Source organism: Candidatus Nanohalococcus occultus, assembly GCF_029207735.1.
GTDB lineage: Archaea > Nanohalarchaeota > Nanosalinia > Nanosalinales > Nanosalinaceae > Nanohalococcus > Nanohalococcus occultus.
The window spans coordinates 444,246-468,439 of the sequence record NZ_CP104395.1 but is presented as its reverse complement, the minus strand read 5'-3'; the positions used below and the strand labels follow the sequence as shown (position 1 = coordinate 468,439).

General features: G+C 46.4%; 33 protein-coding genes and 2 tRNA genes. 19 read left to right on the top strand and 16 right to left on the bottom strand.

What is annotated here, in order from left to right; translation table 11 throughout:
* Positions 1-8 precede the first annotated feature (8 nt).
* The 3 genes from SVXnc_RS02590 to sod are packed head-to-tail and all read right to left on the bottom strand — an operon-like array spanning position 9 to position 1,793.
* Entirely contained in the window at positions 9-566 is a 558-nt protein-coding gene (locus SVXnc_RS02590) for an FAD-dependent oxidoreductase (protein ID WP_347722404.1), read from the bottom strand.
* 27 nt (positions 567-593) lie between these two features.
* Positions 594-1,133, bottom strand: a complete 540-nt coding sequence (locus SVXnc_RS02585) for a hypothetical protein (protein ID WP_347722403.1) — start codon at positions 1,131-1,133, stop codon at positions 594-596.
* Between the two features lie 57 nt (positions 1,134-1,190).
* Complete coding sequence (gene sod, locus SVXnc_RS02580) at positions 1,191-1,793, bottom strand: superoxide dismutase [Mn] (RefSeq protein WP_347722402.1); 603 nt, start codon at positions 1,791-1,793, stop codon at positions 1,191-1,193.
* Between the two features lie 66 nt (positions 1,794-1,859).
* On the opposite strand from sod, the gene SVXnc_RS02575 reads away from it, so the two are divergent.
* Positions 1,860-2,396, top strand: coding sequence for an NADPH-dependent FMN reductase (locus tag SVXnc_RS02575; protein WP_347722401.1), 537 nt, complete (start codon positions 1,860-1,862; stop codon positions 2,394-2,396).
* A 20-nt stretch (positions 2,397-2,416) separates the two neighbouring features.
* Here the strand turns inward: SVXnc_RS02575 and SVXnc_RS02570 are convergent, their stop codons facing one another.
* From SVXnc_RS02570 to SVXnc_RS02560, 3 genes are all read right to left on the bottom strand, one after another.
* Positions 2,417-3,070 carry a hypothetical protein gene (locus tag SVXnc_RS02570; protein ID WP_347722400.1) on the bottom strand — a complete coding sequence of 218 codons (654 nt, stop codon included), beginning with the start codon at positions 3,068-3,070 and terminating at the stop codon, positions 2,417-2,419.
* A 100-nt stretch (positions 3,071-3,170) separates the two neighbouring features.
* Positions 3,171-3,407, bottom strand: a tRNA-Trp gene (locus tag SVXnc_RS02565).
* Positions 3,408-3,444: 37 nt separating this feature from the next.
* Positions 3,445-3,723, bottom strand: coding sequence for a hypothetical protein (locus SVXnc_RS02560; protein ID WP_347722399.1), 279 nt, complete (start codon positions 3,721-3,723; stop codon positions 3,445-3,447).
* A gap of 72 nt (positions 3,724-3,795) precedes the next feature.
* On the opposite strand from SVXnc_RS02560, the gene SVXnc_RS02555 reads away from it, so the two are divergent.
* Positions 3,796-4,761, top strand: a complete 966-nt coding sequence (locus tag SVXnc_RS02555; protein ID WP_347722398.1) for an MBL fold metallo-hydrolase RNA specificity domain-containing protein — start codon at positions 3,796-3,798, stop codon at positions 4,759-4,761.
* Here SVXnc_RS02555 and SVXnc_RS02550 read toward each other — a convergent pair.
* On the bottom strand, positions 4,758-5,171 hold the full coding sequence (locus SVXnc_RS02550) for a toprim domain-containing protein (RefSeq protein WP_347722397.1): 414 nt from the start codon (positions 5,169-5,171) through the stop codon (positions 4,758-4,760). The genes SVXnc_RS02555 and SVXnc_RS02550 overlap by 4 nt on opposite strands.
* 37 nt (positions 5,172-5,208) lie before the next feature.
* On the opposite strand from SVXnc_RS02550, the gene SVXnc_RS02545 reads away from it, so the two are divergent.
* Entirely contained in the window at positions 5,209-5,799 is a 591-nt protein-coding gene (locus tag SVXnc_RS02545; RefSeq protein WP_347722396.1) for a protein-L-isoaspartate O-methyltransferase family protein, read from the top strand.
* On the opposite strand, the gene SVXnc_RS02540 is transcribed toward SVXnc_RS02545, so the two are convergent.
* Together SVXnc_RS02540 and SVXnc_RS02535 are read right to left on the bottom strand one after the other, a co-directional pair.
* The gene (locus SVXnc_RS02540; protein ID WP_347722395.1) at positions 5,786-7,009 is read right to left on the bottom strand and encodes a hypothetical protein; all 1,224 of its coding nucleotides are present in this window, start codon (positions 7,007-7,009) and stop codon (positions 5,786-5,788) included. The genes SVXnc_RS02545 and SVXnc_RS02540 overlap by 14 nt on opposite strands.
* 1 nt (position 7,010) lies before the next feature.
* The gene (locus tag SVXnc_RS02535) at positions 7,011-7,913 is read right to left on the bottom strand and encodes an ArsR/SmtB family transcription factor (protein WP_347722394.1); all 903 of its coding nucleotides are present in this window, start codon (positions 7,911-7,913) and stop codon (positions 7,011-7,013) included.
* A 140-nt stretch (positions 7,914-8,053) separates the two neighbouring features.
* On the opposite strand from SVXnc_RS02535, the gene glmS reads away from it, so the two are divergent.
* The 3 genes from glmS to SVXnc_RS02520 all read left to right on the top strand — a co-directional run bounded on the left by glmS (position 8,054) and on the right by SVXnc_RS02520 (position 10,619).
* Complete coding sequence (gene glmS, locus SVXnc_RS02530; RefSeq protein ID WP_347722393.1) at positions 8,054-9,775, top strand: glutamine--fructose-6-phosphate transaminase (isomerizing); 1,722 nt, start codon at positions 8,054-8,056, stop codon at positions 9,773-9,775.
* A 32-nt stretch (positions 9,776-9,807) separates the two neighbouring features.
* Positions 9,808-10,248: a hypothetical protein gene (locus SVXnc_RS02525; protein ID WP_347722392.1), complete on the top strand. Its 441-nt coding sequence runs from the start codon at positions 9,808-9,810 to the stop codon at positions 10,246-10,248.
* Positions 10,249-10,331: 83 nt separating this feature from the next.
* On the top strand, positions 10,332-10,619 hold the full coding sequence (locus SVXnc_RS02520; RefSeq protein ID WP_347722391.1) for a hypothetical protein: 288 nt from the start codon (positions 10,332-10,334) through the stop codon (positions 10,617-10,619).
* Here SVXnc_RS02520 and SVXnc_RS02515 read toward each other — a convergent pair.
* Positions 10,616-11,248 (bottom strand): MBL fold metallo-hydrolase, encoded by a 633-nt coding sequence (locus tag SVXnc_RS02515; RefSeq protein ID WP_347722390.1) that lies wholly within the window; start codon positions 11,246-11,248, stop codon positions 10,616-10,618. The genes SVXnc_RS02520 and SVXnc_RS02515 overlap by 4 nt on opposite strands.
* 124 nt (positions 11,249-11,372) lie before the next feature.
* On the opposite strand from SVXnc_RS02515, the gene SVXnc_RS02510 reads away from it, so the two are divergent.
* The 6 genes from SVXnc_RS02510 to SVXnc_RS02485 all read left to right on the top strand — a co-directional run bounded on the left by SVXnc_RS02510 (position 11,373) and on the right by SVXnc_RS02485 (position 13,288).
* Positions 11,373-11,456 (top strand) — tRNA-Leu (locus SVXnc_RS02510).
* Between the two features lie 113 nt (positions 11,457-11,569).
* The gene (locus tag SVXnc_RS02505; RefSeq protein ID WP_347722389.1) at positions 11,570-12,055 is read left to right on the top strand and encodes a hypothetical protein; all 486 of its coding nucleotides are present in this window, start codon (positions 11,570-11,572) and stop codon (positions 12,053-12,055) included.
* On the top strand, positions 12,052-12,333 hold the full coding sequence (locus tag SVXnc_RS02500) for a hypothetical protein (protein WP_347722388.1): 282 nt from the start codon (positions 12,052-12,054) through the stop codon (positions 12,331-12,333). Before SVXnc_RS02505 ends, SVXnc_RS02500 begins: the two co-directional genes overlap by 4 nt.
* Positions 12,330-12,767 carry a hypothetical protein gene (locus SVXnc_RS02495; RefSeq protein ID WP_347722387.1) on the top strand — a complete coding sequence of 146 codons (438 nt, stop codon included), beginning with the start codon at positions 12,330-12,332 and terminating at the stop codon, positions 12,765-12,767. The genes SVXnc_RS02500 and SVXnc_RS02495 overlap by 4 nt, the downstream gene beginning before the upstream one ends.
* Entirely contained in the window at positions 12,764-12,931 is a 168-nt protein-coding gene (locus SVXnc_RS02490) for a hypothetical protein (RefSeq protein ID WP_347722386.1), read from the top strand. Before SVXnc_RS02495 ends, SVXnc_RS02490 begins: the two co-directional genes overlap by 4 nt.
* A 63-nt stretch (positions 12,932-12,994) precedes the next feature.
* Entirely contained in the window at positions 12,995-13,288 is a 294-nt protein-coding gene (locus SVXnc_RS02485) for a hypothetical protein (protein WP_347722385.1), read from the top strand.
* 213 nt (positions 13,289-13,501) lie between these two features.
* On the opposite strand, the gene SVXnc_RS02480 is transcribed toward SVXnc_RS02485, so the two are convergent.
* Both SVXnc_RS02480 and SVXnc_RS02475 read right to left on the bottom strand, forming a co-directional pair.
* Positions 13,502-13,855: a sigma-70 family RNA polymerase sigma factor gene (locus tag SVXnc_RS02480; protein WP_347722384.1), complete on the bottom strand. Its 354-nt coding sequence runs from the start codon at positions 13,853-13,855 to the stop codon at positions 13,502-13,504.
* 2 nt (positions 13,856-13,857) lie between these two features.
* A complete protein-coding gene (locus SVXnc_RS02475; RefSeq protein ID WP_347722383.1) occupies positions 13,858-14,040 on the bottom strand; it encodes a hypothetical protein in 183 nt (60 codons plus the stop codon).
* A 750-nt stretch (positions 14,041-14,790) separates the two neighbouring features.
* Here SVXnc_RS02475 and SVXnc_RS02470 point away from each other — a divergent pair.
* Positions 14,791-15,060 carry a hypothetical protein gene (locus SVXnc_RS02470; protein WP_347722382.1) on the top strand — a complete coding sequence of 90 codons (270 nt, stop codon included), beginning with the start codon at positions 14,791-14,793 and terminating at the stop codon, positions 15,058-15,060.
* Here SVXnc_RS02470 and SVXnc_RS02465 read toward each other — a convergent pair.
* Positions 15,026-15,697, bottom strand: a complete 672-nt coding sequence (locus SVXnc_RS02465) for an alpha/beta hydrolase (protein ID WP_347722381.1) — start codon at positions 15,695-15,697, stop codon at positions 15,026-15,028. The two genes, SVXnc_RS02470 and SVXnc_RS02465, sit on opposite strands and share 35 nt — an antisense overlap.
* Positions 15,698-15,810: 113 nt before the next feature.
* Between SVXnc_RS02465 and SVXnc_RS02460 the strand changes: the two genes are divergently transcribed.
* The 3 genes from SVXnc_RS02460 to cyaB all read left to right on the top strand — a co-directional run bounded on the left by SVXnc_RS02460 (position 15,811) and on the right by cyaB (position 17,436).
* Positions 15,811-16,035 carry a hypothetical protein gene (locus SVXnc_RS02460; protein WP_347722380.1) on the top strand — a complete coding sequence of 75 codons (225 nt, stop codon included), beginning with the start codon at positions 15,811-15,813 and terminating at the stop codon, positions 16,033-16,035.
* Positions 16,036-16,455: 420 nt separating this feature from the next.
* Positions 16,456-16,788: a hypothetical protein gene (locus SVXnc_RS02455; RefSeq protein WP_347722379.1), complete on the top strand. Its 333-nt coding sequence runs from the start codon at positions 16,456-16,458 to the stop codon at positions 16,786-16,788.
* 141 nt (positions 16,789-16,929) lie between these two features.
* Positions 16,930-17,436 carry a class IV adenylate cyclase gene (cyaB, locus tag SVXnc_RS02450; RefSeq protein ID WP_347722378.1) on the top strand — a complete coding sequence of 169 codons (507 nt, stop codon included), beginning with the start codon at positions 16,930-16,932 and terminating at the stop codon, positions 17,434-17,436.
* Positions 17,437-17,454: 18 nt separating this feature from the next.
* On the opposite strand, the gene pyk is transcribed toward cyaB, so the two are convergent.
* Positions 17,455-18,864 (bottom strand): pyruvate kinase, encoded by a 1,410-nt coding sequence (gene pyk / locus SVXnc_RS02445; RefSeq protein WP_347722377.1) that lies wholly within the window; start codon positions 18,862-18,864, stop codon positions 17,455-17,457.
* 141 nt (positions 18,865-19,005) lie between these two features.
* On the opposite strand from pyk, the gene SVXnc_RS02440 reads away from it, so the two are divergent.
* The gene (locus tag SVXnc_RS02440; RefSeq protein WP_347722376.1) at positions 19,006-20,148 is read left to right on the top strand and encodes a DNA cytosine methyltransferase; all 1,143 of its coding nucleotides are present in this window, start codon (positions 19,006-19,008) and stop codon (positions 20,146-20,148) included.
* A gap of 53 nt (positions 20,149-20,201) precedes the next feature.
* On the opposite strand, the gene SVXnc_RS02435 is transcribed toward SVXnc_RS02440, so the two are convergent.
* A complete protein-coding gene (locus tag SVXnc_RS02435; protein ID WP_347722375.1) occupies positions 20,202-21,215 on the bottom strand; it encodes a hypothetical protein in 1,014 nt (337 codons plus the stop codon).
* 116 nt (positions 21,216-21,331) lie between these two features.
* Here SVXnc_RS02435 and SVXnc_RS02430 point away from each other — a divergent pair, with 116 nt between their 5' ends.
* The gene (locus tag SVXnc_RS02430) at positions 21,332-22,165 is read left to right on the top strand and encodes an SPFH domain-containing protein (RefSeq protein WP_347722374.1); all 834 of its coding nucleotides are present in this window, start codon (positions 21,332-21,334) and stop codon (positions 22,163-22,165) included.
* Between the two features lie 20 nt (positions 22,166-22,185).
* On the opposite strand, the gene SVXnc_RS02425 is transcribed toward SVXnc_RS02430, so the two are convergent.
* Entirely contained in the window at positions 22,186-22,689 is a 504-nt protein-coding gene (locus SVXnc_RS02425; RefSeq protein WP_347722373.1) for an HdeD family acid-resistance protein, read from the bottom strand.
* 139 nt (positions 22,690-22,828) lie between these two features.
* On the opposite strand from SVXnc_RS02425, the gene SVXnc_RS02420 reads away from it, so the two are divergent.
* Positions 22,829-24,163 carry an APC family permease gene (locus SVXnc_RS02420; RefSeq protein ID WP_347722372.1) on the top strand — a complete coding sequence of 445 codons (1,335 nt, stop codon included), beginning with the start codon at positions 22,829-22,831 and terminating at the stop codon, positions 24,161-24,163.
* Positions 24,164-24,194 lie beyond the last annotated feature (31 nt).

Sequence of the window (24,194 nt, the reverse complement as noted above, 5' to 3'; positions counted from 1 at the left end):
TAATATTTTTAAGTATCGTGATCTGTGTACGGCTCTCCATAGATATCCGAGAGCAAGTTGACTGCTGCTTTCGATCCATCGCCCAAGGCCACAGATGTCTGGTACTCCCATGTATTTGCGAGTCCTGCGGCATAGATTCTATCAGCGGCCTTGTTAGCGCTATCTGTTACAACGTGTTTTTCCATCATATACGGCCCTTCAACCCCTTCCTCGAACTCGACAAAATCACCTAAATAGTCAAGCTCGCCGGCAGAAGCCACTATAATGTAATCCGCACTGTATTCAGATTCCTCTGTCTTTACAGTGAAAGAATCTTCATCCCTATCCAGAGAAACTACTTTTTCATCAATTATTTTTCCGCCGAAGCTTTCAAGCTTATCTTTACCTTTTCTCAGTAGTTCATGTCCTCCCACAGAGTCATGTCCTACCAGATTCTTGATGTTAGAAGTGTTCTGTACTAATGATTCGCCGGTATCGAAAACAACGGTTTCTTCTCCGGCTTTTGCTGTCATCACTGCGGCCTGGATGCCTGAAAGTCCGCCTCCTATTACAGCTATCTTTGTCATAGAAAAAACGTGTGACGGCTAGATTTATCAGCGTTCAGCTATTCCATAGCTTTCCTCAAGCAACTCCTTGGTTTCCGCTGTCTCCACCAGCTCCGCTCCCGGCACTCCTGGTACCGACGACCCACCAGTCTCTCTTATATACGCGAACCCGGTTTCTCCTACATCCGAGAAATTTTCCGCCAAGTAGCTTTCATCTCCGTTAGTCAACCAGAGAACCTCTTCCGATCCCATAGACTTTTTCTCATACTCAAAAGCCTGTTCAAAAATCTCGCTGCTGTCTTCCGAACTCTCAGAAACACTGTTCTGTCCCTCTGAAAGCCATTCTTCAGACGAATCGATGTCTTCTTTGCGTTCATAACTTGTTAGAACTGCTCTCTTAACTTTAGCATTACAGTATTCTTTTCTTACAATCCCTTCGCTCTCCAGTTTTTTCACAATAACTGCTGATGAGCTATCAGGCCGATCAAGCTCCTTTTCAATTGTACGTAGAGGCGAGACACTGCCTCCGTTGTTCCAAAGAAGTCTTAGTACATCCTGATATTCGTTAAGCCAGTGCGAACGATCCATGCTACGAATATCGCGATAAAAATTAAAATAGAAGCCGCCCTCTCAGGCGTTGAATTTTCACTCGAAAAGCTCTGTGAACTTCGAGTACCGTTCCTGCGGTTCCTCCCAGTCAACGACTTCGAAGAAGCTGTTGATGAACTCTGCTCGGTCAGGACCGTAATCGTGGTAGTACGAATGCTCCCAGACATCGACGGCTAGCAGAGGTTGTGCGCCCCAGATCGCGTTCTGATCGTGCTTATCGACCGCTACGTTGTGAAGTGAGTTCGTGTACGGAACGTATACCAGTAGCGCCCAGCCGGAAGCTGACTTCGCTGCCGCGATAAACTCGTTTTTCCAGTTCTCATAGCTTCCGAACTCTTCTTCGATTCTTTCCAGAAGCTCTCCTTCCGGCATTCCGCCGCCGTTCGGAGACATGTTCTTCCAGAAAAGATTGTGTAAAACATTCCCGGAGAAGTTGTGTGTGTAGTCTCTGAGAAGAGAGCCTGTAGATGAGAAATCTCCGTCCTCTCTCTGCTTTTCCAGTTTCTCTTCAGCCGTATTCATCCCATTCACGTATCCCTGGTGGTGGGTATCGTGGTGCCACTCCAAGACCTTTTTCGAGATATGCGGGGTTAGAGCGTCGTACTCGTAAGGAAGTTCCATTAAGCCTTCTTTTTCCATTATTGATTCACCTTAAACTGTAATAGGCGGTCAACGGTGATAAAACTAGCTACACCGTTGTGCTACATGAAAACACTGATTGTCCTCGGAACCACCCGAGAAGGACGTAACACTGTAAAACCAGCAAAGGCAGTACTTGAAGAGTTCGAAGAACAAGGCCATGAAACAACGTTCTTCGATCTGAAGGAAAAGGAGATCCCGATGCTGGGCAACCGGACCTACGTAGACGACGAAGAGCCTGTACCGGAGGATATCGAGGACTTCGCTGAGGAGGTACAAGAATCAGATCTAATCGTACTGGTAGCCCCGGAGTACAACCACTCAGTTCCCGGCGCCCTCAAAAACACGTTAGACTACCTGTTCCCGGAGTACAACGGAAAGGCTTTCAGCTACGTGACGGTCTCGGCCGGAGGCTTCGGAGGAATCCGCGCTCTAGACCATCTTCAGGACATAACACTGGGACTCGGAGGACATCCAGGACCGAACCTGCCGATCTCAAATGTCTCCACTAACTTCGAAGACGAACAACCAACTGAAGAGTACCAGGAGAAGATCAAAAACTTCGTTGGAAAGACAGAGAACTTCGTCGAGAAAATAAATTAAAAAGAAAAAGAGGAAAGGAGTTAGCGAGTTGCGTTCGCCTGTGTTGCGGCTCGCTGACTCAACGCATCCTGTAGATTCACAGGAGTTCTAAGTCCAAGCAGTGGAACCTCAAGCTTCGGGAAGAGCAATTCGCCATCATTCGAGACATAAAACTCTCTGTAGCTTGTCTGTGTTCCGTTAACTGTCTGCTGGGACGTGGAAACGTTGAAATAATACATTCCATGCTCTCTCATAGCAGGCCCGACATCAACAGTACGGTTAGGTCCTGAAAGCAGACTCTGCATATCAGACTTTACAGCTGAAGGACTCTGAGTACCCGAACCTGAAGCAACTAGCTGTGCAGCTCCGGCTCCAGCCACAATTCCGATAACAAGGCCAAGTCCAACCAAGCTAGCCGGTGAAAGACGGCCTAACTTTTCCCTGAAACCTTCCTGAGGCACTGAAGGCTCTGAAACCTCTTCAGCCTCATCTGATCCCTCAGATTCGTCCGCGGGTTCGGCTTCCTCCTCTTCAGTATCCTTTAGGGATTCAATGAATTCTTTTACGGTTTTACGGTCCTTGCCTTCTCTCTCGAGTTTAAGCAATTTTTCAAAATCCGGGCTTTCGAGGTCTTCAATACGCTCCTTGACCTCTTCTACCTTACCGGATAAAATCTCTCGGTAGTCTTTAGACATATGATATAGATGAGTTAAAGCAGGTTTTTCAAAGGAACGGCCATCGGTATGGAAAATCTGTATTGCTAGAATAGTTGGCTTGGAAAATCCGAGAGAATCATGGGGTCGGAGGGATTTGAACCCGCAACCTTCCGCTATCTCCAAACGGATTAATCATCGGTCGAGTGACCTCATTCCTCCATCAAAGCACGTTCGCTTGAGAAAGCCGCTTTGTGCGGCTTATTGACGCAGACTTGTAGTCTGCTTTGAGCAGCATCTTTCTAGACATGCTGCGACTCCCAATCGAGCGTAACCAATTGCTGGAGGCGGACGCTCTGCCAAGTTGAGCTACAACCCCATATGGCCTATACCGTAATTTTATCCCAGTCTTTAAGTTAAGGCAGGTACAGCGAGGTCATCGCTGCGAAGAATGCTCCTGCCGAGACCGCTACCAGCAAGGTGATTAAAGCGATCATATCAAGCACTGACTGCCAGTCGTCTTCAACGCTGCTGGCGAGTGTTGCTGAGACAAAACAGAGTGAGGCCGTTGAGGCAAGTCCGAGCAAGGTGCCTGTGTACTGGGAGGTTATACCTGCCAGGAACAGGTAGCCGTAGAACAGCGGTTTGGAGGCATCTACAAGCTTTTCTCTATCCAGATCGACTTTTCCAATCATTAACCAGTGTTTCCTGTCCGTCGCGTTTAAAGACTCCGGAACAGACTTCAAGCTTGACTGATTTACACATCCGTGATACGGGAAAAAGACGGTATACATATCGAAAGAGACCGGCTCTACGTTGCTGACAGCCGTAACTCGAAAGGCGATGTAAATATTGTATCACACGCTCACTTCGATCACCTTCACATGGATGAAAACAAGGTTGTCTGCTCGGAACATACCGCCAGCCTGGCTGAGGCCCGGACAGGCAACAAGGTGAGTTTCACTGAGAAAACGGAAAACATCGAACTGATTCCTTCCGGACATATCATCGGATCTTCCGCAGCTTTGATAGAAGAATGTGGCGAGCGAATACTTTACACCGGAGACTTTTCGGCCGAAGACCGGGCTTACATGAACGGCTTTCAGCCACCGAAAGCAGATACTCTGATCATTGAATCAACTTATGGAATCCCTGCCTACCGTTTTCCATCCCACCGCGAGGTAAAGTCCCGTATAGCTGACTGGATAGATTCAAACAGCCAGCCGCTGTTTCTCTACGGATACTCGCTTGGTAAAGCCCAGAAGATACAGAGTATAGTCCAGGAGGTTACCGAAAGACCGATAGTCGCACACGGAGCGGTCGAAAAGATGAACGAAGCGGTTGAGAAGGTCTCCGATCAAAAGTTCAGAGCAAAGAGTTACACCGATAACAAGGATTTACTGGGGGAAAACGGGATATTTATCGGTCCGACCCGTTCAGCGCGCAAGGAATCGATGAACAGTTTCGTGGAAAAAGTCGGTGGGGTGAAAGCAGGTTTTTCGGGCTGGGCGAGTACAGATTCGTATATGTACCGCGGAGGCTACGATAAGACCTTTGTGCTGTCCGATCACGCGGACTTCGATGGACTGGTTGAGACAGTCAAAAGGGTTGATCCGGAGAAAGTCTATACCACCCACGGATTCGATGAAGCGCTGGCCAGCTACCTTTCGAGAGAGCTAGGGTTTAAAGCGAAGGCTTTGAAGAAAAATCAGACCTCGCTTACGGACTTTTAGAGCCTGTCAAGTGCGGCATCAACGAATTTATCCTCCCAGGAGCTAAACAGTGGTTCAACGTCCTCTATGGCGTGACGGTCGTTAGATGTCAGGACTTCTCCAAACTTCTTTCTGGCCGAGATTAAAACATCGGTCCGGCCCTGTAGAGCATGTGTTATTTTTTCAGCTTCCTTCCGGCCGTGTGAATCGTAATCAGTTAGAACCGCGACTTTGCGGGTTCCACGTGCGACGTCCTCAGTTAAGTCCTCGATGGATCGTTCGGCTGACTGGAATATCTTTCCCTCAAAACCGAGCTTTCTCATCGCTCTCTTGTCGCTGAAACCTTCAACTATTATGCCGTCTAGATCGCGGTTAAGTTCCTCTACTGCCTTTTCCAGGTTTTTCAGCTGCTTGAATCTTTCCTTTAGCATAACAAACAGTGTAACTACTCTGAACCATAAATAACGTATGGATTCTAACAGGGAGCTGGTCAAGTATCTTGAAAGAACCGGTTGGCTGACCACAGACAGAGTGAAGAAAGCATTCTTACGGACCGATCGGAAGGCTTTCGTACCTGCGGAAAGCAGAGATATAGCCTATGTAGATAAGCCGGTTTATCTGTCAGATGGTTCAACGATCTCCGCACCGCATATCGTGGCCAGGATTACAGAGCTGGCGGAAATAAGACCTGGTTTGAGTGTTCTCGAAATCGGTTCGGGTTCGGGCTACCAGCTGAAAATCCTCAGCTTTCTGGCTGGAGAGGTCACCGGTATCGAGCCTGTCAAGGACCTCGTAGAAACCTCCCGGAGAAACCTTCGAGACAGGGAAAATATCGAAGTAGTAGTTGGGAAAGCACCGGGAGATGTAAAAGAGGTTTACGATCGTATAATTGTTTCTTACGGGATTAGTGTCGATGACTGGGACGTTTTGAAAGAAAAACTTTCGGAAGGCGGTGTCATGGTCGGAGCAGTGGAATCGAACGGAGAACAGCGCCTTAGAAAATACAGGAACGGTAAGGAAGAGATTTTTGAACGCGTACGTTTTGTCAGGTCTCGTTAAATCCGTTGTTCAGCTTGGCCAGTGCCGGGTTAACGCCCGAACAGAAAACTGTTTGAACCGACGAGGTAAAGGATTTGAAATCCTCCGTTATCCCGGAGTGGCTGACTTCAAGATCCTCTCCGATCTCTATTTCAAGCGAGAAGTTCTGTCCGTTCAGCTCCCCTAACTGCTTTCTTGCGTTTATACGGGTCTCGCTCAGTCTTTTAGCTGCTTTCTCTGGCATCCTGACTTCTATACGGTGTTTTATATCATCTTCAGTGGTGGCTTTCAGCCGGAAACCTAGATCCACGTTTTCAACCACCACAGTCCCGTTATCTACGTGTTTTTCAACAGGTATCTTGGGTTCGAAGAGTTCGGCTACTTGACGGGCTGATACCACGTTTGAGTCCTCTTGGAACTCGGCTTCGAACTCATCGGGCTGGTAGATAAAGGAAGATTCAGAGCTTTCAAAACGGTTTACTGCCGCATAGAAAACCTCGCCTTCCACCTGCTTAAGCCGGTCTCTAACCACATTCATCTTGTCTTCAAGCTCTTGAAGAGCCGCTTCGTTGTAAGGTACATCTATAAGAAACGTTTTACGGCGTTTTTCATGCGTTATTACCGCATCGACGGCCACTCCGTATTCTTCAGCGAAGTCATTTGAGTAATCTACTTTTGCCCCGACGTAAAGCTGTTCTATCTGATTTAAAACCGTCTTTATCTGGTTAAGGCCGTTTTGATACTGTTCGACGCTGCGGTAAAGCAGCCGGGCCTGTTCCTGGCTTAACTGGCCTTTGTTCATAAGTTTGGCGACGTCTCTGACCACTTTATCGGTCTCGGTGTAGATAAGCTCTTTTTGAAGGAACTGGTGTAGTTCTGGGAGCGGAACGTTCTCATAACCGGTATCTGCTTTCTCCGGAGTCACAATTATCTTCCGTACGCTGTGTTCGGACAGCTCTGAGTAGTTCAGTCCGATATCCACCGGGTCGGACTCTATTCTGTCGCTGTATTTTTCCATGCGCTCGGCATCCTCGGAGTCTATCGAGGACTTGTTTTTCATATCGACAATCCAGATCTCCTTTTTGCCTTCCCGGGTTATACGGGCAAAACAATCGGGTCTCGAGTACTCGCTTAAAGCTCCGACTCTCTCGAAGAAATCGAAGTATCCTTCATACTGGCGGAAAACATCCAGCACGTCTCTCTGGAACACATCCCAGTTTACCTTTTTCATCCTACTCTATTACCTCATAACCGTCGATCCGGCCGTCACCGTCGTTGTCAAGCCCTCTAACTATCAGGTAATGTTTTTCTACAAGCTCCGGTGCTATCTCCTCGAGGTCGTGGAACGCACGGGTCGCTGCCTCAGTTCCCTGGTTCCGCACTCCTGCTGCCATGAAAACCGTTTTCTCAGAGTTTTCCGGGTTCTCAGTCTTCGTGATAACGCCTATGTTCGGCTCGGTGTAGGTATTTTCCGGAGTGGAAATCTCACGGTAGGGAAACTCTTTTCCCGTGAACTTCGCCGGGAACTGTTCATTGAATTTTTTCGCAACTGTGTTGGTGAGTACGCCGCCCAGTATGAATATATTCTGCTCGTAGGAACCATCTCGTGATACCTCGGTATCCAGTGCCACTGAACGTGACTGGAACCGTCCGTAGTTTCCGAGCTTAGCGGTTATCTCCGCAGTTAGATGCCCGTCACGTGCGCGGACCTGATCAGGGCCGTGCTGGTCCGCCGATCCTGCGACAACAACACCTTCTATACGTCTTCCGTCCACTAACGTACCTAGGAAGTTCTGTACGTCCTCATCAATATCAGGCATAACTGCTTTCTTTCCGTCAGCTCCGGTATCATAGTAGTATAACTGGGCCGCTGGCGAGTAAATATCTGCTTTACCACCTGATTTTTCTGTCTGCCCGGTTTTCGAGATCAAACCGGATTTTTCCAGTTTCTTAAAATGGTAATGCGCTCTCTGCTTGCTTAAACCGTACTTTCTTGCGGCTTGAGCAGGATACATAGGTTTTTCTGCTAGTCCGGTTACTATCTGCTGTCTTATTTGATTGCTCAGTGCTTCAAGCTGTTCAGAGTTCAGTTCCTCGGCCTGAAGTTCATCTCCGTTATCTCTAAACGCACGCATAACTTACCAACTATACCTGGTCAAATAAATCTTTTACTGGTTGCGGTTTTTCGACGTCTTTTCCGCACCGAAAACTTATTTAGTCAAACCAGAGCCGAACCGGATTTCTTATAATACCAGCCCCTTAACCTATTACAGCAATGTGCGGAATTGTCGCAGTGAAAAAAGGAAGCCGAGCCACTGAAAAGGCGTTTGAAGGCCTCAAGAACCTCGAGTACAGAGGATATGACTCAGCAGGTATCGCCCGGCTGGACGATCAAATCCATGTTAAGAAAGGAACAGGCGAGGTAGAGGACGCTATCAAGGAGATTGGCTCAGGAGAATCGGCTATTGGACACACCCGATGGGCAACACACGGCGGCGTAACAGATGATAACGCTCACCCACACACCGACTGCGAAGGAAAGATAGCGGTCGCACACAACGGAATAATCAACAACCACGAACAGCTCAAAGAAGAACTAAAGGGAAGAGGACACACGTTCAGATCGGAAACAGATACAGAAGTAATACCGCACCTTATCGAAGAGTTCCTGGAGGAGAACACGCTTCAGGAAGCAGCTCACAAGACCATGGAGAAACTGGAAGGTTCTTTCGCAGTAACATGCCTGCTTGAATCCGGAGACATACTAGCGTTCAGAAAGGACTCTCCTCTCGTCATAGGAATGGGAGAAGACCAGAAGTTTATCGCATCCGACTTCACCGCGTTCCTGGAACACACCAAGAAAGCAATGTTTCTCGAAGACGGAGACGTCGCTATACTTAACGGAGATCTGAAGGTGTTTAACGAACGCAAGCAGGTTGACAGAGAGATCAAGGAGATCGACTGGAACGCCGGAGAGGCCACGAAAGCCGGTCACAGCCACTACATGCAAAAAGAGATACGGGAACAGAAAAGTACTATCAAACGCGCAGCTTTCCAGGACAAAAAAGACCTGGACAAAGCCGTAGACATGATCGAGGAAGCGGAAAACATCTACCTGACAGCCTGCGGGACCGCAAGCTATGCTGCCGAACTAGGAGCCAAGTACCTGCGTGATGCCGGTTACAAACCTATCGTCGAACAGGCCCACGAACTGGAGTACCGTGCCGATGAGATAACAGAAGACGATCTCGTTATCGCGGTAAGCCAGAGTGGGGAAACCGCAGACCTGCTTTCAGCGCTGGACAAGACAGAAGCAAGTCAGCTCGCGATCGTAAACGTTGTAGGCTCGACCTTGGCGCGCGAATCCGATCACAAGATATACGTAAACGCAGGTCCGGAAATCGGAGTCGCATCAACGAAAGCCTTTACCGCCCAGCTAACCGCCTTGAAGCTCATCAGCTACGTTGCGAAAGGCGAGACGGATGCCGGACGCAGCTCGCTGATCAAGACAGCCGAAAAAGTCGATGAGGTTCTGAAAACAAATGAATCCGAGATAAACGAGCTGGCAAAGTACCTGGCGGAAAAGGATGATGCTTACTTTATCGGACGGAATCTTGGCCGGGAGCTAGCGCTTGAATCCGCATTAAAATTAAAGGAGCTTTCCTACATCCACGCCGAAGGCTTTGCCGGCGGCGAGTTCAAGCACGGAACCCTCGCACTGATCGAAGACGGCGTACCGGTCTTTGCCTTCCTTGAACACGGCGGCGAGGAGATCAAATCGAATGCTATCGAGGCACGTAGCCGTGGCGCCGATCTTATCGGTGTAGGAACCGAGCCTGTAAACGGCTTCGAGCATTTCATCAAGGTTCCTGAGGATGAAAACCGGGAGATACTGGAAGTGATTCCGTTCCAGGAGCTTGCTTACCTGACCGCGCTGGAAAAACAGAACAACCCGGATAAGCCACGGAACCTGGCTAAAAGCGTTACAGTGAAATAAATAATATATTCAGGTAGGACACCTTAGTTTACATGAAGAAGACTTTAGTTCTAGCTACATTGGTTCTAGCCGTCACGGCCTTTGGAGCGGCACAGACAGCTGACTCAGTTGAAGACGCAAGGACGGTTTACAATAATCAGACAGATCAGGTACCGGACTTTCTCGCCAGCATAGTCGGCGGCGAACGGATCAACGTTGAGATCAACGAATCCGGAGATATAACAACCATTGGCGTAGTAATGGACGGTATTAAGGCCGAAAAGGTTCAGCTCGGAGGAGTTGAAAACGAGACTATCAACGGCTACGTGGAAAGACAGACCTTAGATGATATCGCCTCGTCCAACGATCCGTTACAGAGAACGGTTACCGCCATCAAGGAAGATGAGATAACCTACAGCGCTACTTCAACCAGCGGCAAGCTAAAACTCGGGGTAATCGACCTGCTGAAAGATCTTGTAGGCGCATTATTCTAGAAAGCGCACAAACCCTTCTTATTTTTCTTTATTTTCCCTCTTCTACCCAGAGAATTTAACCTTGCCTTCCCTAAACCGTGTTTATGTCTAAAGCCTCGGAAACCGATGAAGTTCTGGAGAAAACAGTCGAGTTCATTTTTGAAACCGAAAAAGACCTCTACAAATCCAAGTTCATCGCAAGACGGCTGAACGAAAAATACGGCACGGATATCAGCCCTAAAATGGTTGGAAAACGGTTCCAGAAAATTGAAGACTACCTGGGGATCGAAGACGACGAGATAAGAGATGCTTATACAACCGGAACCTCCTGGAAGCTCAAAACTTTGAGAGATGACTACGGAGAACAACTCAAGGATCTTCTAGAAGACTAACTGTCTAACACTTGACACCGGATATTTCTGTCTTCAAGTTCAGCGCGGAGACCTCTCAGATCAACCTCTGCATCCGGGAAAAACGGTTCGCCGTAATGGTAAGGAACTACAACAGAGGGTTTGATTCTAACCGCCATCTGGATCGCATCCTCAACATCCATGGTGTAAACCCCTTCCACCGGCAGGAACGCGACATCGATTACTCCTTCAAGCTGGGAGGCTTCCTTGATCAACCCGGTGTCTCCTGCGATGTAGACAGAGGTCTTGTTCATCACGAAACGGTACCCGAACCCGTCTCCCTGCTCGTGATGCCCGTTGTACATAGGTACGGCCTCGATCTCCACACCGAAGACATCAATAACCTCGCCCTCGGTTACATACTCTACATCCCGGCACGGAAGCTCCTTGCCTTCGAAGCTTTCCGGGACAACCAGACAGGTTGAATCCCCACAGACCTTTTCCAGGGCCTCGGGATCGAAATGACCTTCATGGTCATGTGTTACAAGTACAAGCTCGGCCTCCCGGTCAACATAACCGTTGAAAGGATCGACAACCAGAGAGAATCCTTCGTCTTCGACTTTCACCGTCGAATGCCCCTTCCATGAAAACTCTAGACCGTTGTAATTCAAGTATAGTTCCTCCTACTAGACTGATTTAACAGGTTACAATTAAATCCATTGGCAGAGATCCGAGCCGGATTCAGTTGGACACGTTTTAAAGGGTTTACGTTCAACCATAGTATTAGGAAGTTTCGCGGGGGTAGCCAAGTTCGGTCAAAGGCGTAGGATTTAGGCTCCTATCCTTAGCGGTTCGCAGGTTCAAATCCTGTCCCCCGCACAACTGCTTATACTCATAATCGGGCAACTTTTTGTCCGCTAAAGGGTCCGATTCGCGGTTTTTAAGGAGGTCACGATCAAGCACTTTGTGTCAGTTGCACGTGACCCGCACAAATGAAAGACCTACACCAATACAAACAACGACTCGAAACAGCTTCTAGAAAAATACAGAACTCCTCCACTATCTGCGAGGAGAACAAAAAACTAGCAGAACAGTTCAAAGACTGGAACGCATTACGCAGCACCAGTACCTCTAGACAGTACCGTTACCTTTCCTCACTCAAACAGATCCTTGAACACAACGACTTCCGACTCGACAACCTGAAGGAAGACGAGGAAAGCAAACGGAAGATCCACAAAGTTCTCGGACAGATAGAAAACTCGGAGTACTACAGCAAGGATTGCTCGGCGAAGACCAAGATGGAGTATAAGTCTGCAATCAAACGGCTTCTGGAGTTCCACGAACTATCATCCAAACCTGAGGAATCGCCTCTTCTACCGCAGGGTTTCAAAGCATACGTACCTGAGAAGGATAAGAAGCGTACAGATCCTAACGATCTTCCGACTCCAAGAACGATGTTAAAACACCTGTTGAGATGAGTGATTTCAAGAGAGACTTTAATCCCGAAACTTATGCAGACAAGGCTACGGTAGTTGTAAGGTACTTGGAGAAGCATGAAGGAAAGGAAAACTTTGACACCTATGATCTGAGCCAGGGCTTCAAGTTGTGTAAATGGAAAAGACCTGCAAACATGCCAGATATAGTCTCAAAGGCTGCAGAAAGTAAGGAATTATTCATGAAGGATGGAGAAAAAGATGGGAAGAAAAAGTGGATGCTTACCGAAACAGGAGAAGAATATGTGGAGAGTCTAAAATGATAGAGCAGGATGACATCGAAAAGTTGGTAGAAGCACAGAAAAAGCTGAAGAGCTCAGAAGTAGAGGAAGATTATATACCAGAAATACTTGGATCTCTTGTAGATTCGAATCCGACTATTAGTAGGATTTCTACTTCGACTGATATCCAGGTAACGCAGAAGTCCGAACAGGTAGAAATTGAGCTACAAGAATCTGTCCTAGAAACGGATGAAGGAAGAGAAGCAGTATCTGAATTATGCAAAAGTTCAGATGCTACAAAGAAGGCTATTACTAGCACATTAATACTGGCTGAGGGAGAAGGAGAAGTAACCCACGAAGAGATAAGAAAGTTTTCTGATTACAATGATAAGAGCGAAATTTCACGGGCCTGTAAAGAATTGAGAGACAAAAATATCTTAGGGAAAGACGATTCAGGAGAAGTAGATGTTGTTTGAGCGAAATTTCACGGGCCTGTAAAGAATTGAGAGACAAAAATATCTTAGGGAAAGACGATTCAGGAGAAGTAGATGTTGTTTTCCTCACTGACATCTGGATTGAAAATCTGATCAAACTACCTGAGCTTAAAAAGAAGCAAAAGGAAGTGCTTGATTACCTCTAAAGGATCATAAAACGTCTTGTCAGACATATTTACTAAACTCTTGCCTCCGAATAAACTACTAGTATGGATGCAGACGAGATTGATCCTTTCCTAGATGAGATAATTGAACAGAAGCTGAAGGAGAAGTCAGACGATGAAGTAGCAGAAATGCTGGCGAACAAGAACAACTTATCGAAAGGTGCAAAGAGAGTTTTGATGTACTTGAAGAACCTCGACGGCGAGGCAGAAATGGATGACTTGAGAATTGTGTTGAAGGCCGCACCGATAATGGATGAAGACAGGCTGGACAGTATACTAGAAGAGCTTGAAGAAGCAGATAAAGTAGAGAAAACAGGTAGCAAGGTAAAGCTGAAGTAGACAGACTCCATCACCTCGATGAGTTAATTTGGAAGTTAAGCTGTTCTGTGATCAACTGTCCGTGTAAGTTATAGCAGATTGGTCGGACCCGTTCCGGTCTTGGCGCAGGCACTGAGTCGATTTTTCGACCAGTTGAATGACTGCTTCAGAACAGTCGTTTTTCCGGTTAAGAAGTTAAAGAAGATTAAGAAGTTAACCGGGATGGGCGCTCGTCTATAGCCCTAGTTTGTTTATCTTCTCCTTGAGCTGGGATAGATGCGCGTCGGTGACTCCGTACTGTTCCGCCACTTCTGTCTGGTTCTTCGGACCGTCATTCTCCCGAATCTTGATCAGCTCCCAGATCATTTTCTGCTCTTTCTCTTCCAGTTCCCTGAAGTCTTCATTTTCCATGAGCTTTCCCCATGTTGAGGCTATGGAGTCTACTTTTTCGTCTACTGTAGTTACTTTCTCTCCTACTTCTTCCGTGCTCTGATCGTTCATCTTGTACATGAACCAGGCCAAGTCACGTATTTCCGGATCGTCAAAAAGTTCCGATAAGTCCTTCTCAAAGATATCGCCAGGTTTCATTTCTATTTCACTTCCATTTTACAGCCGCAGTTATCACAGGCATACCGATCTTCCTCAACATGGAATAGCTCCTGAGAACACTCGAGGCACTTGTACTTCAGGAAAGGTTCTTCAGAAGCGAAGTTGCTTTCAGAAAGTCCGATCTCTACTAGGTGTCTGACGACACTGGCTTTCGTCCACTTCATGCCGTCACTGATTTCTTCAATCTCTTCCAGTGTTGAGCGTCGGAACCGGACATGTAGTTGTACCAGTCTGTCCTCTGAGGTCCGGTCTTTTAAGTATCCTTGTTGTTTGAGGAGTCTTCCATTGGTTACCGGTCCTCCGCCAGTTCTTCGGCGACTTCTTTGTAGTGCTGGATTTTGGCTTGGATTGCGTTTTCAAGTGAATCGAATTCAGATAATCTTGGCGGTTCGTTCATTTTTGCGTTCACAGGTGAACGAGGTAGGGCTAGGAGTATGTGGACGTCGTTAAGACAGAAAACGCAATCTGTGTCAGACTCCCTGAAGCCGTAGAGAAATGGCTTTTCAAGAACTGGAGGCTGAATTCGAATATTGTTTTTCGTAGATGTCGGATTGATCGAATTCCTCTTGGATATGCTTTGTTATCTCTTCAGTTAGAGATTGATCTGAGTTACTTCTTGAGTCTAGAACTTGTTTTCCTAGGTATCCTATCAGTTTTCTCTCAGAATCCCGTGATTTGTCCTCCGCCGTTTGCTGTATTTGATCAACGAATATTGTTTTCTAGCCAGAGGCATGAGTTTCCTGTTCAACACAAGATTATTTTGGTAGAAAGTATTCGACTCTTTCTCACCAAGTTCTACTTGAACTTTTCCGTTAGAACCGTTCCTCCACTTTACTAGACACTTCTTCTTTCATCTGGCTTATTACAGGATCCTCCTGATTCGCTGTGTATCCTATGTAGAGATCCTACACCTGTTGGAGGATCTGCTAGGAATCTACATTGATGAATCGGATACAACAGAGGGCAGAGTCATTGATTTCGTTTACTGTTCTACTGCCAAAAATAATCCTGATGTACCTTTCGAAGATACGGTAAGAGATTACGAGTGGGGCGATTACCAGGCTGTTGAGGAATTAGATTTGCGAAATCCCTATGTTGAAGATATAATTGATGAATACAGATCTGAAGGTGAATCTGAACTGGTAAATTTTATTGATTCAAAAACTCAATCGTCTTCCTTATGAGCGCATTTTCTTTACCTTCATAAGCATGACCGGTTTCCATCAGCTTTTCGATTTCTGCCTCAGAAATACCACTAACTATGCTCTCAGAGTTCGCAACCGGAACAACCTCATCCTCTACACCGTGAATAATCTTGACTGGGACTTCTTGTTTTATATATTCTGAATCAATCTTAATATCGGTAACATCGTCAATCCCTCCTAGTCTTTTTTCCCTTAATTCCTCAATATTTGACTTTTCCTGAAAGCCTATTGCCGGAGCCCACAAAGTTATCTTATCTGCCCGGTCAATTTTTCCTGCCAATATCATTCCTGCACTAAAGCTTTTCGCAACCAGATAAGTTCTCTCAGTATCAAGGCTCTCTAGATATTCTAGGGCCTCGTTAATCTCCTTAATTATTGAATCCATAGTTTTTTCTTGGAGTTCTGGTAAATTCTCCCAGCTCTCATATCTCATGACCATAAAATTCTCTTCCTTGGCCTTTTCTGCGAACTGATCGAAAATACCTCCGAAAGGCCCCGAGCTTATACCAGGTAGCAAGAGTATCGCCCCTTCCGCTTCTCCGCGTGGTAAATCAAACCGGGCTTTTACATCATTGCTGCCGAGTTCAATCTTCTCGATCTGTTCCGACTTCGACATATTACAATATTTCGGTAGCAACGGATTAAAATTTTGACCCTAGTAATGTTCAACAGGATGAACTCCTCTGGGGTCTTTATCTGGAATGATTCCTATCCAGCAGGTACAGTAATGTGGCTATTCTTGAAAATAGCTACGATGGTTCACCGGAGGTATTAGGTCAGGTAGAAGAACCCAGCCAGGTTGATTATCAAGAACCTGATGATTGGCTCGAAGATTCATTCGTTGGCGATGAATTTGTAGAAACTATGTCGATAGCGATTTCTTTTTTGTACGGAGAGGAAAAGAAAACTGAGTCTTCAGAACTTCCTGACGTAATAAAACCACAGTTCCTTTAATCAAGATTTAAAGACAGTCAGGAGATAGAAGATAACTTCGAATGGTGAAAAAATTACCGGACCCATATCTCCTGGATCTAGTTATTGATCTTAGGTATTGACAACGTACACAAAGTTTAAAATTGAGAAATTAACACTGCAGGCAGGCTCAACTTAAATTTTCTAACCTAGAGAAGTAATTAGGCATTTAAAAGTTAATTAGAAACCTTAGACAGACTTAAAGCCTTGACAAAAACTACAAAATGACGCATAAGTCTTGTGGCGTGTCCCCCGTAACTTAATTTTCTCAAAGTCGATTTCTGAGGATACTTGTTTTCGGGATTTAATTGATAAACCGATCTACTTGATAGGTCCGTGAGAAATATATCTGCCGGGGCGTCGTGTTTTAACTTTACAGCTCTGTTTGATTTTTCTAAACGTTTGATCATGCAATCAGAATCAGTTATTTTCGGTAGTTGGGACAACCACGGCAACAAGATGAATCTCAGGTTGTCAGCGCAGAACAGTCAGAAGGTCGATGAGGACGTACAGCTCGTATTCAAACACGGGAACAAGCAGATAAAAAGCGTAGAACAGCCTTCAGACCTCAAATACATTATAAAATACACTTTGCTTAGAGATATCGACGGTTTCACAGTCGAGAAAGCCACTGAAGCCATCGAGCTGTTCAATAAACATTACTCCGATGATATTGATCCAGAAGCAGCTTTGAAAGGCTGGAAAGTCAAGGGCAAAATACTCGATCAGGAATAAACCGGTTCCCGGGTCGAAAAGCTGAATAGTCTAACTTTATAGACCGTTAGCTATGTGTCTGACGTCAGGTCCGTTGACAAGTTTCAGGAGATGGGAGCGAAAAGCCAAAGAGGAAAACTCGGAAGAGGTTACCGAATAGTTATGGAGATAGAGACTGAGGTCCGTTACAGGGTAGATAAAGTTGAGGAAAAAGAGAATCTCTTGGAACAGTACGAGAAAAAAGCGTCTTTAAGACAGAAAGACAGTTACTACAGCCCGCCGGGCAAGGATTTTTCAGAGGACATGGTTCATTATCTGCGAGTTAGAGAGTCCGCGGAAAACTCTTTCGATCTACATATTGCGCGCAGCTCGGAGCAGACCGAAGAGTACGAGACAGGGATCGAAGACCCCGAGGAACTACATCTGATACTGGAGAAACTCGGTTTCGAAAAGTACGTCGAGGTCGTCAAACACCGCGAAGTGTACGATGTCGATGGTTTCAAGGTCACGCTGGACCGGATTGAAGGTCTTGGCTATTTTATAGAGATCGAGACCACGGAGGAAGATCCTGACGTGGATAAAATCGCCGGGATCGCAGAGATTCTCGGGTTAAATGAAGAATCTAAGGTTGTCGGGAAAGGTTATCCCGACATGGTTATAGAGCGATAGGGTAGCCGAGGAGAGGTTTTACTCTTCGAGAATCTGTTCTACTGTCCGGACCTGCATCATGTTGGTTGTGCCTGCGACCGATGTAGGGATTCCAGCTGTCATCACCAGCTTGTCATCGACATCTACCTTGCCGAGGGTTTCCAGTCTCTGAGCTGAATCCTCTAACATGGAATCTACGGTTTCCTTGAACTCCTGGTAGTAAGGATCAACTCCCCAGATCAGGTTTAACTGGCGTTCAACTACTTCACTGTCAGTGAATGCGATGATGTCTGTTTCCGGCCGGTGTTTTGCGATGTTGCGCGCAGTACTTCCTGAAGAAGTATGTGCCACAACGTAGCTTGCGTCTCCATCGTTTGCGGCCTGCCAAACCCCTTTACAGATTATTTCATTCGTGTTTTCCGCAGGTGTCTTGACGGTGTGATGTACTTGCTGTTCGATTTCGGATTCGACTTCCTGGACAACATCGGACATGAAACGGACGGTTTTAACCGGGTAGTCTCCGATCGCGGTCTCTCCGGAAAGCATCACAGCATCAGTGCCATCCAGCACCGCGTTTGCTACATCGGAGATTTCTGCCCTGGTAGCTGTTGAGTTCTCCGTCATAGATTCCAGCATCTGTGTGGCAGTGATAACCGGTTTTCCTGCCTGATTGGATTTCCTGATCATTTCTTTCTGTAGTGCTGGGAGCTGGGCTGCCGGCACCTCGACACCTAGGTCTCCACGGGCGACCATGATGCCATCGGAGGCTTCAAGGATTTCATCGAAGTTCTCGACTGCTTTTCCGTGTTCGATCTTCGAGATAATATCCATCTGCGAACCGTGTTCATCTAGGATTTGTCTTACATTCTCGACGTCTTCAGCGGATTTAACAAAGCTGAGTGATACGAAATCGTATCCGAGTTCCGCTGCGAACTCGATGTCTTTAACGTCTTTTTCAGTCGGAGCTGTCAGACCGATATCTTTACCTGGGACGTTGACTGCCTTCCTTGTTGAGACCTCTCCGCCGTAAAGAACCTCGCATTCAGCTACGTTTCCATCTACTTCAAGGACTTCAAGTTCGATCTTTCCGTCGTCGATTCTTACTTCATCACCTGAGTCGAGGTTCTCCATCAGGTCCTTGTAGGAAACCGATAGCCTCTCCGAGTTGCCTTCGATATCTTCCGTTGTAAGCTCTACGGTGTGTTCTTCCTCTAGGACAGTTCCTTCCTTTACCTCGCCCAGTCTGATCTCCGGTCCCTTGGTATCTATCATTACCGCAGTCTTTTCCGAGACATCCCGGATGCGCTCATAGATCTCTTTGTGCTGTTCGTGGTCGACGTGGGAGAAGTTCTGCCGGAAAACGTTGACACCTGCTTCGACTAGGTCGGCGATTTTCTGCTTTGAATCGGTTGCCGGACCGATGGTCGATACAATCTTGGTATTTTTCATGACATTGATGAGGGCAGCTACGTTTAAAACAGGAACCTCACACCCTGGCCTATTAAACGAGTTAATAAGCGTATCGATGGAGGGAACCACGACGATCCGAGAAGAGTACACTTTAAAACGTGTAATCGGCCTAGAATTGTTATGTCGGAGACAGATGATCTAGTTGCCGCAGGTTTTTTCGTGGGATGTGGCGGACTGGATCTTGGTATTGAGAAAGCAGGTTTTGAAGTAGTTATAGCAAATGATTACTGGGAGCCGGCCTCAGAGACCTACCAGCATAACTTCGAAGACTCTGAGTTCATAGAAGGCGATATCCGGGATATAGGTCGTAAAGAGCTGGAAGACGCCCTAGAGAAGGCAGGTTACAGTAAAGACGATATTGACGTGGTTGTCGGAGGACCACCTTGCCAAGGATTCAGCAGGCTGAACAACGAAAACATCGAACTGGATGAAATGGAAAAAGATGATAGAAACACGCTTTTCCAAGAATTTTTGAGAGTCGTAGATATTCTCCGGCCGGACATGGTTCTGATGGAGAACGTAAGAGACCTGATTAACCGGCAGACAAGCGAAGGCGAGTACATCAAAGATCTGATAGTTGAAGAGTTCAACAAACACGATTACAAATGCGAGTACAAAGTCTTGGAGGCACAGAACTACGGAGTGCCTCAGAAAAGAAAACGGATATTTTTCATCGGGACCGATAAAGATGTGAAAATCAAGTTCCCTAAGCCCTCTCATCCAAATGAAGCCGACTGGGAAACCGCAGGAGCGGCTTTGGAAAACATCACCGACGATCTCCCGAACATGCGATATGCCAATACCCAGGAAAAGACATTGGAGAAAATTAGACACGTTCCGCCGGGAGGATACTACGATGACCTTCCAGACAGGTTGAAGACGAAAAAATACAAATGTGACTGTGAGGATAAGGAAAACTGCCCTCACGAAAAACAGATCGTTAAGAGGTACGGTACCTACTTGAGAAGACTTCATCCCGACGAGCCATCCCTAACCGTAAGCAATAATCCATTTATCCATCCTGAGGAGGATCGTTACATCACTCCGAGGGAGAAAGCACGGCTACAGACGTTCCCAGACAGCTTCGAGTTTACCGGCAACAAGGGAGAGGTCAACCAACAGCTAGGTAACGCGGTGCCGGTAGAACTAGGCAGAAAACTAGGGGAGAAGCTCAAGAGCTACTTTCCAGGAATCAGAGATAAAGATAAGATATCTGTCGGAACCGTCGAACAGAAAAATCTGGCAGATATCCACCAAGATTAAAGATAGATGTTAAAGAACCTCTCTGAGAGTTTCAGGAGGTTCGTCTTCCGAACCTACCAGTCTTTGTTTTTGAGATAGCGTCCCTCGAAAACGTTGATGGAGGGGTTCTGTATGCCTTGGAACTTGTTCTTCCAGTTGTAAGCCATCTCCAAAACAGTGTCTGACCGTTCCGCGGAATTTGCTGTAATCTCCACCTTGGTATTTTCCTTATCGAACTCTAGACCGATATCAGCGGAAATCAAGTCCTCTAGAACTTCGGAAGGTGTTTTAACAGAAACATCTGCGCTGTTTTTATCCACGCTATAAATTTCATAGGATTTATCCTGTAAAAACTGTGTTATATCCTCCACGTCCCGGGAAAACTGCTGTTCGATCTTTCCCTGTGTGTGATAGCCACAGAGCAACAGGAATACAAACTTTTTGACGTTCTCAGAGTTCTGTTCTTTGGAAGCAAGATGCTCTAGGTATTTTAGTTTCTCTTCTCTGTCCTTCTGAACTATTTCCTGTATTATCTCTGCTGCGAGCTTCTGATTGTCCGAAGAGCTTTCATCCTCCAGTACCTCTCTTGCTTTCTTAGCTGTCGGACCTCTAGAAGCATTTATGACGTCTTTAAGGTGTTTTGCGCGCTTGTACCGGGCTGTCTTGTACTTCCATTCAGGCATATCTTCCGGGTAGTCCGGGTACTTTTTCAGCTCCTTTTCGACCTTCTCAGGGAAACCTATTTTCTCACGGAAACCGCTCCAGCTTTCCGCATTTTCAACCAGATCGAACTCCGTCAGAACATCCTGACCCGGATTAGCCAATGTACCTGTCTTTCTGACAAACTTAGCCTCTATATAGGTTTTTCCGTCATCTTTTGCTATGAAATCTCCTAGAGAGTCATACGAGTTCCCGGCATGCTCTAACTCCAAAGACTCTGAGAAATCCTGAGAGATCCTCTGAGCAAGAGACTCAGCAAGTTCTCTTCTGCCCTCTTCCTCGAGGTCTTCGGTTACATTGTTGCCGTTGACTAGTTTCGCTGTTATTCGTTCAGTTGCTTCGACCCATCCGCGCTCATGTTTTCCCATAAAATACTCTACAACCGTACATAGGTTAATAATTTTTCTCACATCTGGCTGGAAAAACCCAGGTTAGAACACAGGAAGCCGAAGAAAATAAGACCTTGGAGTGAGAAGTTCAGTTTATGAGTTCTATTTCAGGGCCTTTCCCGTTTTTCATGAACGATGAATGGGAGAGATCCATCGTGCTGAGGTTCGGAAGCTACAACCGTAGTAGAAAATCAGGTCTACATTTCAAGATACCGTTCATCGAGAAACCGGTCACTGTGCCGGTATACGAAGACTCTGTGGACGTGATGAAACAGGAGGCGATCACTAGAGACAACGTACCCGTGGAAGTTGACGGAGTGGTTTTCTTCGAGGTTAAAGACACTACTGAAGACGTCAAGGACGCTATTGTCAACGTCGGAGATTACAGCAAGCAGACTTTGAACTACGCAACAAGTATACTCAGGGACTTGGTTGGTAAAAAGCAGTTAGATGATCTGCTACAGAGACGTGATGAGATCGGAGATGAAATCCAGAAAAAATTGGACGAGAAAACCGATTCCTTCGGTGTAAACGTCTTGGATGTCGAGATCCAGAACATCAACCTTCCGGAGAAAATGGAGCGGGCTATGGCAGCGGAAGCCGAAGCTGAACGTGACCGAAGAGCTCGGCGTACAAACGCCCAGGGAGAACTGGAGGCCGCTGTAAAGCTACGTCAAGCCTCCGAGATCATCGGAGAGAAAGGCTACCGTATGAGAACCTTACAGACACTGGACAGCGTGGCCGCAGAGAACTCGACGATTGTGACCTTCCCAACCGAATTGATCGGAGGTATGGCATCTGGAGAAGATGAAGCCGGACTCCAGCAGATACTTGACAAAGTATCGGACATAGATCTCTCGAAGTTCGATATAGGGAACTTAGAGGACATGAACACCAGGGATATCGAAGACAGTCTAGACGAAATCTAGAACTGTCGAAACATGGAAGTCTAATCAGCTTTCAGAATCATTGCTGTGCCGGTTGCTATCAGGTTTAGTCCGAAGAACAGTCCCAGGACCCATGTGGCCGTAGAAGGCCATCCCGCATAGATCAGCGAGGCAAGAACCAGCGATAGGAAACCGCTCAGAATCAACTCTGTTTTCCCTTCTTCAGATCTCAGACCCCAGGCTATCTGTAAAGCGCCGGTTAAAGCAAGCTGTGCGAAAAGAACTATTGTCAGCGTTGTAAGACCGAACGTAGGATTTACAATGAAAGAAATTCCTGCTAATGCGTAGAGAAAACCTAAAGATAACTGTACTATAGATGTTTTCAGCTCTCCGTTGCCTAGAACCTGTGCTATATGCACTATTGAACCGGCAAAGAGTATAGCTCCGAAGAGAAGTGATAAGGAAATACCTGCGGCCAGAGGAGAGAACACGGCAAGTACTCCAAGCGCCAGTATAAACAGACCTGAAACTTTCATATCTATTCTGTCCGCTATTTCACCCAGCATATACTGGGCTTGGTTTCTAAACCAATTATAAACTATTATAGCGTGTCGTATAGTTAGTTGGCTATTCAAACAGACTGGAACGTAGTTTAGCCGATCAGGTAATCTGGTTTTTTATTCCTCCAGCATTCTTCTATCTTTTATGGGCGATTTAAGCCTGACTCAAGCTGTGGCAATGGGAGTCGGAGGAATCGTAGGCGGAGGCATATTCGCCGTTTTAGGAGTAGCCGCCAGACTCTCAGGTAACGCAGCTTTTCTAACCTACTTACTCGCAGGCACAGTGGCTTTACTGTCCGGACATTCCTACTATCGGATGACAGCCGCCACTCATGAAGAAGGAGGTTCGTTTACATTCCTGGAACATTATCTTTCGAATAAGAATATCGCAGGAGTTGTAGGATGGGTTCTACTAGTCGGCTACATTGGCACAATGGCTATGTATGCCTATGCTTTCGGCTCGTTTGCCGCAGGGCTTTTTGGTTTTACAGCAGAGTCTACAGTCCGAAAGCTACTTTCCTCGAGCATAATAGCGGTTTTCATCGGAGTTAACATGCTTGGCGCCGATGAAACAGGTACTTCAGAAGATTTACTTGTATATATCAAAGTTTTGATACTTTCAGTCTTCGGAGCCGCCGGCATATGGGCTATTCTGACCAGATCCGGCCTCACTTTATTCGAACAAGGTGTCTTCAACCACGGTGTTTTACCGCCCATAATGGCCATAGGAGCGATATTTGTATCTTTTGAAGGCTTCCAACTACTCACCTACGAGTACAGAGACATGGAAAACGGACTGGAAACACTGAAGAAAGCGATCTTAATCTCCATAATACTCTCAACAGCGCTATATGTTCTTATAGCAGCGTTGACCACTAGCTTAGCAACGCCAACTCAAATAATAACACATAAGGAAACTATACTCGCGTTTGTAGCGTCAAAAGTATTTGCGAGCAGTTTCGCTAGCTCCGTTATGGCCGCGTTAATATACTTGGCTGCTCTTTTCTCTACAGCTTCTGCTATAAACGCAACTTTATTCGGTACTGCGCGTTTCAGCCATAAAATGGCTTCTGACAACGAACTACCGAATGTTTTTTCCTTCAGGAACAAGAAAGGCGTTCCATCATACAGCCTGTTGATAATAGGCAGTCTCACGGTCTTATTCAGTTTTTTGGGAAGTCTTGAGGAGATAACAACGTTTGCTTCGGTGACCTTCATCGTTGTGTTCTCTGCTGTCAACTACATTGCGTTAAAGGAAGCGGAGAATCAAAGAAACAAGTTAGTAGCTAGTCTTGGAATAATCGGAACGGTTGGAAGTTTCTTACTGCTGGTTAACCATCTTTACGTGGATAAACCACAGGTTCTTGTTTTCATAGCGGTTCTGTTCTCGGCTCTGGGTATTTTAGAAACTCTTTACTTCGAAAGGGAAGGAATTGAGAAGGATTTAGAAGAGCTTGAAGATGGTATAGGGCTAGGCTAGGAGGGAAAAGTCTACCGGTTCTAACTTAATA